Here is a 14687-nt window from a genome sequence, read left to right as displayed (position 1 = left end):
TCTTCCTAAGAAACGGATTAGCAGACTAGAAATCAAATATACATGAGGTTTGTAATGTCTAGTCCTACGCTTACTGACAAAGTATCAAAGATGATTCGCCAAGATATTCTCAATGGTGAATTAACCCCAGGTAAAAAACTCGTTGTAGCTGATCTCAAAGCACGATACAACGTCGGCGCATCTCCAATTCGCGAAGCCTTAGTGCAGCTATCTTGGAGTAAATACGTAAAGCTAGAGCCACAAAAAGGCTGCTGGGTATCACCGGTATCAAAAAAAGAACTCAATGACCTATATGAAAGCCTTCGTGTTGTCTCTTCTGTTCTGCTTAAAAAGGCAATTTCAGCAGGCGATGAAAGCTGGGAACTGGAAGTATTAACCTCCTACCACAAGCTATCACGCATACAATATGTCTCAGAAGAGTTTGATTGTGTTGAGTGGGAAGAACGTCACCAGCAGTTCCATGCAGCGTTACTTGAAGGCGCAGACTCAGAGAACATGTTTAAGTTCTTTGATGATCTTATCAATCAAGTAAAACGCTACCGCTTCCTAGCGATGTCAGCGAAAAGCGCATCTGATGATCTGTTCAATATTGATGAGCATGAAATGATCATGAAGCTGGTACTTGCTAAAAATGTCGATCAAGCGACAGAACTATTGGATCAACACCTGTTAAGTTCAATGAAGCGAATTGAAGAAGTTATCGAAGCCGCATAATGTCAAGATAGATTCTAACCACATAAAAACTGAGCCTAATAGCTCCGTTTTTTATTTCCAGTATTACGACTGAACTACCACCCAAAAAACTCTTTGTGATGAGTATTGAGTAGCACAACCATAGGTAAAAAATACAATGCACTCAGTTGAAAGCCAAGAACGGCTAATGTACCTATGGTTAACCTCACTAAAAAATCGACAAACATACCACGCCTCTTTCAATCAGACTGTATGATCCCTAAACCCTTGCTTCAGCGAACCTAATTCAACTAATGCCTTTCAAGACTTTGATAGGGTTAGCTAACCAGTTGAATTAAGTTAACGGTGCCATCCTTTTACATCTAGCAAACACTCTATTAATCGCATCTTTTATCATAAGATGACATGAAGCAAGACTATTTGATTATTGTTCAGTTTAGCTCAAATCACCGCGAGCATTAGACTTTAGTCTAATCATATAAACTTTGTGATTTAAGTCTCTCAAAAATGAGATTCCCAATAAATATGGATGCACGGCACTGGGGGGATCAAGCACAGTAAATAACAGGGCACTCTATAAACAGCGCAATAGCGCCCTAATGGAGAGCTACAAAGAAATGAATGGCAATAAGAAAGTATGGACAAACGATGCTTACTTCCAGAAAGCAAAACGACCCAAATTAAGGGCCGTTCGTATCAGTAAAATCGCTATTTTTTTCAAACGATTAAATGCTCAGTTTTAGCTTAAAAGCAGCTTTAAATCTTTCTTCGTTAGGCTTTCAACGCTCGTTCACCACGTGCGATGCCAACAACCCCACTTCGAGCCACTTCAAGTACTTCCGTTACTTCAGACAATGCCTGAATGAAAGCATCCAGCTTCTCGCTAGTGCCGGCCATTTGAACCGTATATTGCGAAGCCGTCACATCAACGATTTGACCACGGAATATATCCGCTGTGCGTTTCACTTCAGCGCGAGCAAAGCCGCTAGCGCGTACTTTTACCATCAGAAGTTCACGCTCGATATGCTCAAGCTCAGACACTTCTTGTACCTTAAGTACGTCGATTAACTTGTGTAGCTGTTTTTGGATCTGCTCAAGCTGCATTTCGCTTGAGTTAGTGGTGACATTCAGACGAGAAAGCGTTGGATCATCCGTAGGGGATACATTCAAAGACTCGATGTTGTAGCCACGCTGAGAAAACAAGCCAACCACACGAGATAGTGCACCTGGTTGGTTTTCCATTAATAGTGAAAGGATGTGTCTCATATTATGTTCTCTCCGTTTTGCTTAGCCACATGTTATCCATACCCTCGCCTTTGATCTGCATTGGGTATACGTGCTCGGTGTCATCCACACTAATATCGACAAATACCAAACGGTCTTTCATCGCCAGTGCTTTTTCCAAACCTGATTCCAATTCATCCGGAGATGAAATACGCATGCCAACGTGGCCATAAGCCTCAGCGATAGCAGCAAAATCAGGAACAGAGTCCATATATGAATTAGAGTAACGACCTTGATAAACAATGTCTTGCCACTGTTTTACCATGCCTAAGAAACGGTTGTTAAGATTAATAATCTTAACGGGAATATTGTATTGCAGCGCAGTCGACAGCTCTTGGATATTCATTTGAATACTGCCGTCACCAGTAACAATCACAACTTCTTCATCAGGTTTCGCAAACTTAACGCCCATACCAGCAGGTAAGCCAAAGCCCATCGTGCCTAGACCACCAGAGTTAATCCAACGGCGCGGCTTGTCAAACGGGTAGTACAAAGCAGCAAACATTTGGTGTTGACCTACATCCGAAGCAACATAGGCATCGCCATTGGTTACTTTATGCAGTGTTTCAATAACTTGTTGTGGCTTAATTCGACCCGACGTTTTGTCATACGCTAAGCAGTCACGTTCTTGCCACTGTTTAATTTCACTCCACCAGCTTTCCATCGCTTCTGCATCGTTAGTTCCACCTTGCTCAATAAGCAGGTTAACCATGCTTTCTAGTACTTTTTCCGCTGAACCTACAATCGGAAGATCCACTTTAACGTTCTTAGAGATAGAAGATGGATCGATATCAATGTGCATGATCTTCGCATCAGGACAGTATTTATCTAGGTTATTGGTCGTTCGATCATCGAAACGTACGCCAATACCAAAGATCAAGTCCGCATTGTGCATCGCCATATTGGCTTCATACAAACCATGCATGCCCAACATACCCAAAGAGTTCTTATGAGTACCAGGGAAAGCGCCAAGCCCCATTAGGGTACTTACCACGGGTAAATTCAGTGCCTCTGCTAATTTTAACAGCGGCTTATCTGCCTCAGAAATAACCGCACCACCACCGACATAAAGTACCGGTTTCTTCGCTTCAAGAAGGGCTTTTAGCGCCTTTTTGATCTGACCTTTATGACCCGTAACCGTTGGGTTATATGAACGCATTTTGATCGTTTCTGGGTATTCATAAGGAAGCTTAATTTGTGGGTTTAAAATGTCTTTTGGCAGATCAATAACCACAGGACCTGGACGTCCTGTCGTTGAAATATAGAATGCTTTTTTAACGACTTCAGGGATATCTTCCGCTTTCTTAACGAGGAAGCTGTGTTTAACGATCGGGCGTGATACACCAACGATGTCACACTCTTGGAAGGCGTCGTTACCAATAAGGTTATTTGGTACGTTACCAGAAATAACAATCATTGGGATTGAGTCCATGTAGGCTGTTGCAATACCAGTAACGGTATTGGTCGCACCTGGACCAGAACACACAAGTACTACACCCGGCTTACCGGTAGAACGAGTATAGCCATCTGCCATGTGGGTAGCGGCTTGTTCGTGTCGTACTAATACGTGTTTAATTTCAGCAGTTTTAGCATGCAGCGCATCGTAGATATCAAGTACAGAACCACCTGGATAACCAAAGATTTGTTCTACACCCTCTTCAATTAGAGACTGCACCACCATCTCAGCGCCGGATAACATTTCAGCGCCGGATGACATGGCTGTTTCAGGTTTTGTTGTCATATTGCTCTCCTCACCAGTTTCCAATCACATTTGGTGAACATGTTGGGCTGGTTTTTCATAGTCTAGGGCTTATTCGTAGCCTAATTCGAAATACTTCCACTTTTTCGGCTATGGCTGTCTGTTGTGATAACAACAAACAGTAATACGAAACAACTTTAACGCTTTATTATCATCTGGTCTAACGCCTGTTATTCGGCAACTGTGCCAAAAAACCAACTATTAGCTCAAAGCATCAAATAAAACCCAATACAGGCTTTCACACTAGGTTTAAACACTGCCTACTTGATAAAAAAAAGCACTTAATATTTCAACAGTTCGCTATTTATCGATAAACAGCGAGCTTGTTGGTGTGCGCTTTCGCACATTGTGCTGTGTCATTAGATACAAAAAATCCCCCTAAAAATGCAATCACATTCGTAGGGGGATTTTTAAACAACTGAAAATTTATCTAAACAGAAAACTACTTATCTTTAGGCTTTTCGTTGTACATTTCTTCGATTTCGTCTTGATACTTATCGTTAATAACCTTACGACGCAGTTTCTGGGTCGGTGTTAGCTCACCATCATCCATAGAAAACGCTTTTGGCAGCAACTTGAACTTCTTCACTTGCTCAAACTTCGCTAGCTCTTGTTGTAAGTCATTCACACGTTTCTCTAGCATCTCTACTATTTGGTGATTTTTAACAAGTTCCACACGGTCGTGATACTTAATATTAAGCTCTTTGGCATACACTTCTAGCGAGTCATAACAAGGAACAATCAGCGCAGAAACGAATTTGCGAGTATCAGCGATAACAGCAATCTGTTCGATAAAGTGATCTTTACCAATCGCGCCTTCCACCACTTGCGGTGCAATGTACTTACCGCCAGAAGTCTTCATTAATTCTTTGATGCGATCAGTAATGAATAGATTACCATTTTCATCAAAATGACCCGCATCACCCGTTTTTAGGAAACCATGCTCGTCAAATGTCTTAGCTGTCTCTTCTGGCATCTTGTAGTAGCCACGCATCACCATTGGGCCACGAACAAGAATCTCGTCCTTAGCGCCAATTTTCACTTCAGCGCCCGGCATCGACATACCGATCGAATCAGGGTTAAAACAACGGTCATCCCAGCACGATACTGTTGCCGTGGTTTCTGTCATGCCGTAGCCAAGTTTTACATTGATACCAATCGCGTGGAAGAAGCGACCAATGGTTTCATCAAGCTTCGCGCCACCACATGGCATGAAGTTGATGTTACCACCTAACAGAGCTCGCAGTTTAGATAACACAAGCTTGTCAGCAAGCGCATGGCTCTTCTTCAGCATGAATGATGGTGTACGACCTTCTTGATGACAAACAGAAAGCTTCGCGCCCATGTTCACCGCCCAAGTAAAGAGTACTTTACGAATAAACGGTGCTTTAGATACTTTCTCGTGAATCGCTGAGAAAATCTTCTCGTAGAAGCGAGGAACAGCAGACATAACCGTTGGTTTAACATCACTCAATGCATCACGAACTTGCATGGTGTCTTGCAAATAGCAGTTGGTTGCGCCTTTATAAAGGACATAGAAAGTCCAAGCGCGCTCAAATACATGTGATAGAGGTAAAAAACACAATGAGACGTCGTCTTTGCTTAAGCTGAGACGCTCATCATGGCCTTTTAGTTGATAGCCAACATTAGTGTAATCAAGCATTACACCTTTAGGCTGGCCTGTTGTACCAGAGGTATAGATAAGCGTCAGTAAGTCATCCATGCAGGCATCCGCAAGACGAACATCAAGTTCAGCTTGCTGATCTTCAACACCACGAGCCATGAATTCTTTCCAAGAGACGGCAAAGCGATGTCCTTGCAGATCGATATCATCAGACATCGCCACAACAACTTCTAGCTGTTCACACTCTTCAAAAAGGCTAACCGCCGCATCGAATTGAGCTTGCTCACCAACGAATAAGATCTTCACATCCGCATTTTGGATAATGTAAGAAGACTGCGCCGCTGTGTTGGTTGGGTAGATTGGTACCGTTACAAGGCGCGCTTGTAAGGATGCGAAGTCAGCCACAGTCCACTGAGGCATATTGTTCGAGAAGATACCGATCTTATCCTGAACTCTCAATCCTTGAGCCAATAGCGCTAATGAAAGCGTATCGATTTGTTGTCCAAATTGTTCCCAGCTAATACCTTGCCATACATTGTCTACTTTGTGCTTCAAAGCTGTACGGTTGCCGCCTTGGGCAATTTGGTCACGAAGTCTTTTTACGATATGAAAATCTAAATTGGCCATCTCTTTACCTTTGGCTTACACCTGTAAGCTTTTTTGAGCGCACAAGTGTACCTCTGATCATGGAAAAGGCAACTGATGAAGCTCAAAGTTATAAGTAATAGTACGTCTCACGCTAAGTTTTCTATCAACAAAAATAGCAGGTACAAAAAAACCCCAAGCCAGACTCCTAGCTTAGGGCTTATAAATCATAGGAATTAGTGTCTAGTTAAGCGCCACTACTTCGCCACAGATCATCATTAACTGATCTCGTAACCAGATGTGTCCTTTGTCCTTTTCACTTGATTCGTGCCAGCTAAGGAAGCCAGAAATCGCCGCATTATCGAATGGGAAATCTAAAATCTGAAGCTGCTCTTTGTTTGCTGCATGTTCTACCATCCAACGAGGAGCGATTGTTACAAGTTCAGATTGACCAACAACGTAAAGAACGTTGCTCAAGCTCGTACCTTCGTAGAAAGGCGTGCAATCTAGGTCACGGTAAGCTTGCTCAGAGAAGCTACGTTGACCGTGAATGCGAGACAGTTTAGCGTGCTTTTCGTTAAGCAATTCTGCCGCTGAAACTTCACCGTTGATGCGTGGGTGAGAAGCAGAAGCGACCACAACCAATTCATCTTGGAAGATTTCAGTGCTTGAGAAACCTTGTTCATCAAAACGCGAGTAATCAATAACGAAGTCAATTTCTTGGTAACGCATGCGCTCAGAAAGTTGACGGTCAAATTCAGCATCCATGTGCAGATTAACGCTAGGTGCTTGGTCGTTGATTGTCGACATAATCTTAGGTGCAAAACGCATGTCGCAAGGGCTACAAATTGCAAGTTTGAACAAACGAGAAGACGACTCTGGTGAGAATACAGAACTTGGCAATTCGTTGCGTACTAACTGCAGCGCTTGGCGGATTGGGCCAAACAACTGACGAGCACGTTGAGTCGGTTGAATACCACGACCTTGACGCATGAATAGCTCGTCGTTGAACATTACTTTCAAACGAGCAACAGCATTACTTACCGCTGGCTGAGACATGCCCAGATTATGAGCTGCACGTGTAATATTTTGCTCTTGCATAACTGCATCAAATACAGTCAAAAGATTTAAGTCGACTCCACGAAGTGTGCTTTCCATTCTGTAGCTTGCAATTGCACTCATTGCGTCTTTTTTCTCTAACATTCAAGTTGCCTCTTGTCGGTTCGACAGGGTTAAATTGGTAATGGTGTGGGAATAGATAACCACTAATTCTTATATTTATCAGACCGATGTTTTTCGGATTGCCATTACTATTAACCAATAAATCTCGAGCTACCAACAAGATTGATAAAGAATAATTTAATTTTACCTTAATGATTAAACAACACCTAAAAATCAGTTGCTTATGGAGTTATAAAAAAACATAAAATGCGTCACTTATGAGTTTCATTTCGACTTATTTAGCTGTTCTATCGTTTTGGTTACATTTGTTACAAATTATTGAACTCGTGAATCGTTCAGCTAGGCAATTCAGAAATAACAATTATGGGTTACGTGAGTGATGCATAACTAGGAAAATCCACCTTATCCCAAAGTTGCTTTCTCAAGTCATCTTGGTTAGACCATTTGCCCGCCAAAACCCACTCAACAAGTGCACTTGCCACGTCAGGGTAAGTAACCCTTTCAGCCTGCTTTTCACCGAGCCAACTACGCAAGATAGCCGCGTCTAAAAAACTCATGGTTTGAGCCAACCCGAGCGCTTCAAGCGTCGCCACATTACTTTGTTGTTCGAACTGTCCCTCAAGAGGCTTAAGAAGCAACTTCTTACCTAAAGTTAAGGCTTCAGATGGCAATTCAAAACCGCCGTTGGCCACCACACCAGAGCACTGATTGAGATCGAATTGGAAGCCGGCATGACTGAGTGGTTTGAACTCTATATTTTCGACTCGGCTATGCTCAATCACATTCGGGTGATAACAGACAAAGTGATGAGAAACAAACTTCATCAACAACTCAGAGATCGCATCAAGATCCTCAAATGGTAGATAAACCAAGGTGAAGTCTTGTGTTGCTTTCGCTCGCTCATCACACGCTGGCGTGTGAACGATAGGTGGCAATATTGGCTGTTCAAAGTGATACCAGTGCAAACCAATAGAGTGCTCAGTTGGGGCGAAATGTTGAATCACGGAATGTTCAATCCAGTTGCCCCCTTCTTTAGGTACATCATAGCGGAACGCATTCTGGTGGCTTATACCAATACATGGCACACCTTGCCTCTTAGCCGCCCATGCCGTCACAGGTTCAAAATCATTAAGCACTAAGTCATAAGGCGCAAGATCGATCTGGTTAACCTCGCGGAGAAATCGCCAGATGTTGTTCTTGATGAGTGTCTTGCCGTATTTAACCTTTCCCTGCTCGCTGTAAAAAGTTAAACCGCTGCGGGTCTGATAGTTGCCAAACGCTTCCATCGAAAAGAATTTACTCTCGTCTCGCCCAGAGAACAGAAAGTCGACATCAATATTTTGCTGACGAAAAGCGACGGCCATTGCTCTCGCTCTAGCGATGTGCCCATTTCCAGTGCCCTGTACGCCATATAAAATTTTCATTCAGGTTCCTTGAAGATTAATAATTCGAGCTCTGCTGTCTTTGCCTGTGTCTTTTTAATATGAACAACAGAACAAACAGCCATACGACTAAGCGCTATAAAATGAAGTAAATGGCTAGGCTTGTGCACGCTATACCTAGCGCTGCGCCAATCAGTACGTCCGTTAAAAAGTGCACACCGAGTAGGATTCGAGAGCCTGCAATCGCTGTCGCCCAAATCAAGCTAAAGAGATAGAGACTTGGATAAAAATGTCCGATTAGAGTCGCCATAACAAATGCAGCAGCGGAGTGCCCAGATGGCAGGCTGTATTTATCTGACGGCACAATGTGAGAGTGAAGTAATGAAGAGAATTCAGCGGGTCTGCGGCGCTTTAGGGTGTTTTTGGCTACCCAATAAATCGGTAGCTCTATCGCAAAAGCGGCTAGACCAACCATTAAAAATTCACGACCTGTGTAGCCATCAGCTAACAGCGCAATCAGAGCGATCAACACATATAGATGACCATCCCCGGTATGAGACACCGCTTTACTCAATGTTGCATGTTGCCCGCTATAACGGTTCTTCAAACAGAAAACAGAAAATGCCACATCCCAGCGGACAACAGGTTCGATAGTACGCATACGATCTCCTTAACAATCCTTATTCAGTTAAGGCTCAAGGTATGCCCCTGAAATGACAGTTAAGTGACGTTTTGAATGAACTAAAATGAATTTTGAAGCGAATTAACCGCTTTCACTAAGTAAGCTAATAGGAGCCTAGAAGCAGCCGATAAAAATAAAGCGACACAAGGCCGCTTTATTCTTCTATGTTTTTGCTTCTTTATATAAGTAAACAAACACTACTTCTATCGTGTTAATGGTTATAGCGTTCGCTAATGATAGTAGTGCTGACTAATGATAATAGCGCTAAAGATTATAGCGCTAAAGATTATAGCGCTAATGGCTCATGCTTCTTCACCAACCCGAAGTCAGCCAATATCGCGTAAGCGGCAGGGATCATAAACAACACCAGTAAGGTTGAAGCAAATATGCCAAACACAATTGAAATAACCAGAGGCTGGATAACCTGAGCCTGCAAGCTGGTTTCCGTCAACAGCGGTAGCAAACCTGCTGCGGTCGTCATTGATGTCAAAAATACCGCACGGAAACGCTCGCGACTGGCCTTCACCACCGAGTCATGAACGCTATCTCCCTCATCAACATGGTGACGAATGTATTGCACTAACAAGATGGAATCATTGACCACGATCCCGGCAAGCGACACAAAGCCCATCATGCTTGGCATACTCAAAGCGTGGCCAAGTATCCAGTGACCAACCACTACCCCAATGAAGGCTAGTGGAATCGCCAACATCACGACCACAGGTTCTAAGTAACTTCTGAACTGATAACTTAGAATCGCAAATACGCCGAATAAGCCGAGCAAGAACCCTTTGCCCATTGAGGCTCCGGTCTTCGCGGCATCTTTGGCTTCACCTTCAAAATCAAAACGTAAACCCGGGTACTTCTGAATAAGTTTGGCGGCTTCATCTTTTTGGAACTGAGCCAGAATCGCGGATGAACTCGCTTTCTTATTATCAATATCACCAAAGATACTGATGGTTCTTAAGCCATCGATGCGTTGAATTCGCACGTAGTTACGCTGGAAATCTAACGTTGCCAATGTAGCTAGCGGGATCTGGCTGCCGTCTGCGGTGATGATTGGGAAGTTAGCCAGTTGCTGTAAATCACCCGCTTGTTCTTTATCAAGGCGTACCTCAATCGAAATGTTCTCAACCCCAATTTGGATTTCATCCGCAGTCTGACCAAAGAAGGCCGCACGCAATTGGGAAGCAATCATCTGCCCATTCACATTGTAGGTTTCCGCACCTGGGCGAAGTTTAACTAAGATCTCTTCCTTACCCATGCGCATGTCATCAAGAACACCATGCACACCATCAAACTGATTAAGGTACTCCTGAATATCCAAAGAAGCCGATTTCAATGCAGCAAGATCATCATGTTTGGCGCGGATCTCGATAGCACGACCACCCGGCCCCATCGTCGGTTGTTTGAAAACCAGCGAGATAGGGTCCGCCAAATCGCCGATGTCTTCCCGCCATGCATCAATGAAATCATCGATCACCGTGTTGCGACTTTCTGCACCTCGTAAGTCTAAGCGCACGGTAGCTAAGTGTGGCCCTGATTCATTGGCATCCGCGTTTGCATTGAATTGGCTGGTGATATGCTCAACCAATCTATTACCGTCCTCGACGTCTTCACTCCACTGCTCATTCAAACGTTCAGCAGATGCGACTATTTTATCGACCACTTTCTCGGTTTGAGACAGTGATGCGCCCGGTGGAAGAATGATGCGAGCCTCGGCAATATCACCATCCAACTCAGGAAATGGTTGGAATTTGACAACACCACCAGCAATCAAGGAGATAGATAGAAGTAATAAGGTTATCACTCCCCCCATAAAGGCGTAGCGGAACGTCACGACCTTCTCAACCATGTTCATCAAGATGGTATTACGAAAGTTCTCGAACTTCTCTAACAACACAACTTTAAAGCGCAGCGCTGGCTTATCATTTTTTTCTTTGTGTAATGAATGAGATAAGTGATTTGGTAGAATAAGAAACGCCTCGATTAAGCTCAGCGACAACACCAAGATAAGCACCTGAGGCACCGCTTTAAGCACCGCGCCCATTTCCCCATCAAGGAACAGTAAGCTACCGAAAATACACACCGTGGTTAGGAAAGAAGACAGTACTCCGGGAAGCACTTTCTTTACGCCGTTGTACACCGCATCATCAACGCTTTGTCCCCTATCTAAATGGGAGGCTATCGATTCGGCTATCACGATGGCGTCGTCCATCATGATACCAATCGCCATTAATAAACCGACCAGTGACATAATGTTGATCGACAAGCCAAGGTTGGCCATCAAGAACAAACCACCAAGGAAGGCTACCGGCAGACCAGCAGCTACCCAGAATGAATATCGCAAACTGAAGAACAACCACATGGTGGCAAACACCAACACAATACCTTGCCAGCCGTTGCGCACCATCATGGTCAGACGATCCCAAAGTACAGAGGAGAGATCATTGGTCATTTGCAGTGTCACACCATCGGGGGCAATCGCGCTTTGATCCTCAACGAATCGCGTCACGTTCTCTTTGATTCGTAACGCATCATCTTCTTTATTCTTACTGATCTTCAACAGAGCAGATGGCTTACCATCAAACAGAACCTTCTGCTCATCCAACTCAAAGCGATCGGTTATCTTGGCAATATCTCTCAAACGAATCACCGAGCCATTAGGCGCAGATCCAACCACGATGCTTTCCAGCTCAACCGGTGTAATTCGTCTCTCATCAAAACGAATCAGAAAATTTTTGTCTGGCGTCTCAACGTTACCGCTTGGCAGTTTTACATTCTGACGGCCAATTTGGTCGGCGATATCACCGACACTCAAACCCAACTGGCGAATGGCTTGGGTATCCAGTTCGACACGATATTGGTGATCGGAAAAACCACTAACTTCGACTAAAGAAACGTCGTAATCGAGCTTCATGGTTCGTTTGAGATCTTCGGCGTAAGCTTTGAGTTCAGGCCATGAGGTTTCGGCTGTAATAGCGATATCAACTACCGGTTCATTCCAATCCAACTCTTGAACAACCGGAGATTCAATCTCACTAGGGAAATCATTGATCGAGTTGATCTGAGTTTGAACGTCCACCAGCATTCGGCCAATGTCCGCTTTCTCATTTAACTTGAGAATTAAACGAGCGCTGCCTTCGATGGCTTCACACTGAGTCTCTTCAATGTTAGCTAGGCCATCGACGGCATCTTCCATTCGTACACACAAGCTTTCTTCCACTTCTTGTGGTGATGCACCGGGATAAACGATGGCCGCCATAATATAAGGCGGATCATAAGCGGGGAAGGTTTCACGCTTGATGGTTGATAATGAGCTTATACCCATGATCAATAACCCAAGCATCAACAAGTTTGCAGCTGTTGGGTGCCTAGAAAAGAACTTGATCATGACGCACTCTCCTGAGTATCCGATTCAAGCTTAACCTCTGTAGAGTTCGACTCTTTCAGTAACATGCCTTCGATAGCTGGCAGGACGTCATTAAGAACCAATTTATCTCCCGTTTGTAGCTCGCCACTCACAACCACTTGGTTATCTCTGCGATAAAGCACTTCAACATTCACCACTTGCAAGCGCTGATTGTCATCCATCAGGTAAACCTTGTCACCGTGCAATGCTCGCTCTGGAACCACCCAACTTAGATTCGCGACACCTTCAATCTCTGCTTTGACGAACATGCCATTGACCAAAGGCGTTGCACTGCTTGGCTGCAGAGCTGAATAGTCTTGACCAATTTCAAGAATGATCCCCGCAGTTGCTTGGTTCTCATCAACGGTTTCACTGATTCTCGCAACCTTTGCAGGCCAATTGAGGTTAAGGCTGCCACTGTTTAGCTGAATACTTGCTTTGATTGGCGCTTCATAAGGGTTTGGTATGCCTGCGGCATCACGAGGGAATTGAGTAAAGCTTGAGGCTAAAGTTTGCATATCGTGAATAGAGAGTTGCGCCTCAACTTCCATAACTTTAATCCCGTGAGCAACAAACATCTCTTGCTGAAGATTAACCACTTGGTTCTGTTCAATATCGACCTGAGCTATTCGCATCGCTCTAGGCAAGGTGATGGTCGTTTTATCCAAAGAGCGTTGCGCCTCTTTTACTTTAGAGACATTCACCTTAATCACTGCTTCCGCAACACGCTTTTCATCTGGCATCAATGCAATTTGGTTGTCAATATCCAATACAAGCTTCTGTTGAGACAACGCACTTTGCTGCTGGAGATCAACATCGGATTGAGAAGTTAGCCCTTTCTTGCGCAGATCTTGTTTACGTTGCAGCTCTTTATTGCTGATCACTAAGCGGTTCTTTTCGATCTTTAAGGTCTGCTTAAGGTTATCTTCTTCTTGGTTTAACTTAGCTAATGAAGTCTGGCTTGATTTAAGATCCGCTTCAGCTTGTACCAACTTCAACTCGTAATCCAAAGGATCGATCTTAAGTACCTCAGTTCCCGCTGGAATGATCTGCCCTTTTTCTAGGTCTGGATGTCGATAAACAATCTGCCCTGTCACCTCGGCGATGGCTTTCCATTCAACTTTAGGGACTACTTTGCCAAAGCCCACCGCCAACGGCGCGATCATTTGTTGTTCTAAACTAACTGTTTCGACTAGACGAGCCCTATCTCCCGCGGGCTTAGTCGGCAGATCCGGCTTTAAGCTAATCGCAGTCACAAGGCCGATGACACCAACCGCAAGTGCTGGGAAGAAGAGTAGTTTTTTATTTATTTTCATTATCTTTTGTCCTGCACTGCAGAAGGGCTCGGTGCGTTGATAAAGCCTTCGGTCATCAATTGAATGTTGTGTTCGATTAAACGGTTAAGAAATTCTTCATTAATCTCAATACCATGGATTGCTAATAGAGGGGGCGGAGCAATGAAGGGGAACACCATCAAGCTTATATACGAAACTCGACACAATTTTGGATCCATGTTCTGTTTTAAGATGCCTTGTTCAACCAGCTTTTCAAAAATGACATCTTGGGCTGGCTTGGCGACATCGAGAAAAACCTTTTCGAGCAACTCTCTTTGCACTTCAGAGGGAGGCATATTCATCACTTGAGCAATCAAGCGAGGAAACTTGGGCACCTTGACCATCTCTTTATAGTAAGTCCGCATTAAATCAAGAAAGTTCTCATGGCTGCTTTCTTCAACCAATCTCTGCATTTGCAATTGCATCGGTCGTAGCGTTTCACGCAGCATCGCCTCAAATAATCCAGCCTTACTGCCAAAGTAATAACGGATCATCGCAATGTTCACACCCGCACGATCAGCAATCAGGCGTGTCGAGACCTTGTCGTATGACTGAACGACAAACAGATCACGAGCATGCTCAATCAATAGTTGTCGAACATCTAAGTTCTGTTGAGGTCGCCCCGCTTTTCGTGCCGTCATGGCAAAAATCCATCTCTATAATTAATCATTCGATTAATTATAGAGATAAACAGGCATAACAGTAGAAGATTAATTACTCACTATTTAATCAATTGATTAATTACTTTAG

10 protein-coding genes are annotated in these 14687 nt (G+C 43.9%); 1 reads left to right on the top strand and 9 read right to left on the bottom strand.

The features are described 5' to 3' along the window. Window positions 1–42 precede the first annotated feature (42 nt). Entirely contained in the window at window positions 43–714 is a 672-nt protein-coding gene (locus tag AB4513_RS09770; RefSeq protein WP_012603177.1) for a GntR family transcriptional regulator, read from the top strand. 750 nt (window positions 715–1464) lie between these two features. Here AB4513_RS09770 and ilvN read toward each other — a convergent pair. From ilvN to AB4513_RS09725, 9 genes are all read right to left on the bottom strand, one after another. Beyond that, the gene (ilvN, locus tag AB4513_RS09765; protein WP_004735875.1) at window positions 1465–1959 is read right to left on the bottom strand and encodes an acetolactate synthase small subunit; all 495 of its coding nucleotides are present in this window, start codon (window positions 1957–1959) and stop codon (window positions 1465–1467) included. Between the two features lies 1 nt (window position 1960). Continuing rightward, window positions 1961–3718: an acetolactate synthase 3 large subunit gene (locus AB4513_RS09760; RefSeq protein ID WP_009847808.1), complete on the bottom strand. Its 1758-nt coding sequence runs from the start codon at window positions 3716–3718 to the stop codon at window positions 1961–1963. A gap of 460 nt (window positions 3719–4178) precedes the next feature. After that, a complete protein-coding gene (locus AB4513_RS09755) occupies window positions 4179–5987 on the bottom strand; it encodes a long-chain fatty acid--CoA ligase (protein ID WP_009847809.1) in 1809 nt (602 codons plus the stop codon). A gap of 201 nt (window positions 5988–6188) precedes the next feature. Continuing rightward, entirely contained in the window at window positions 6189–7148 is a 960-nt protein-coding gene (leuO, locus tag AB4513_RS09750) for a transcriptional regulator LeuO (RefSeq protein ID WP_009847810.1), read from the bottom strand. Window positions 7149–7495: 347 nt separating this feature from the next. Further along, a complete protein-coding gene (locus AB4513_RS09745; protein WP_009847811.1) occupies window positions 7496–8551 on the bottom strand; it encodes an MJ1255/VC2487 family glycosyltransferase in 1056 nt (351 codons plus the stop codon). Window positions 8552–8645: 94 nt separating this feature from the next. Further along, window positions 8646–9170 carry a phosphatase PAP2 family protein gene (locus AB4513_RS09740; RefSeq protein ID WP_009847812.1) on the bottom strand — a complete coding sequence of 175 codons (525 nt, stop codon included), beginning with the start codon at window positions 9168–9170 and terminating at the stop codon, window positions 8646–8648. A gap of 307 nt (window positions 9171–9477) precedes the next feature. Further along, on the bottom strand, window positions 9478–12585 hold the full coding sequence (locus AB4513_RS09735; protein ID WP_009847813.1) for an efflux RND transporter permease subunit: 3108 nt from the start codon (window positions 12583–12585) through the stop codon (window positions 9478–9480). Then, window positions 12582–13919, bottom strand: a complete 1338-nt coding sequence (locus AB4513_RS09730; RefSeq protein WP_009847814.1) for an efflux RND transporter periplasmic adaptor subunit — start codon at window positions 13917–13919, stop codon at window positions 12582–12584. Before AB4513_RS09730 ends, AB4513_RS09735 begins: the two co-directional genes overlap by 4 nt. Continuing rightward, entirely contained in the window at window positions 13919–14578 is a 660-nt protein-coding gene (locus tag AB4513_RS09725; protein WP_009847815.1) for a TetR/AcrR family transcriptional regulator, read from the bottom strand. The genes AB4513_RS09730 and AB4513_RS09725 overlap by 1 nt, the downstream gene beginning before the upstream one ends. Between the last annotated feature and the right edge of the window lie 109 nt (window positions 14579–14687).

Origin of the sequence: Vibrio sp. 10N.222.54.E6 (assembly GCF_041473955.1) — a bacterium.
Taxonomy (GTDB): domain Bacteria; phylum Pseudomonadota; class Gammaproteobacteria; order Enterobacterales; family Vibrionaceae; genus Vibrio; species Vibrio tasmaniensis_A.
The sequence above is the reverse complement of the archived record's forward strand: the minus strand, read 5'-3'. Positions and strand labels throughout refer to the sequence as shown.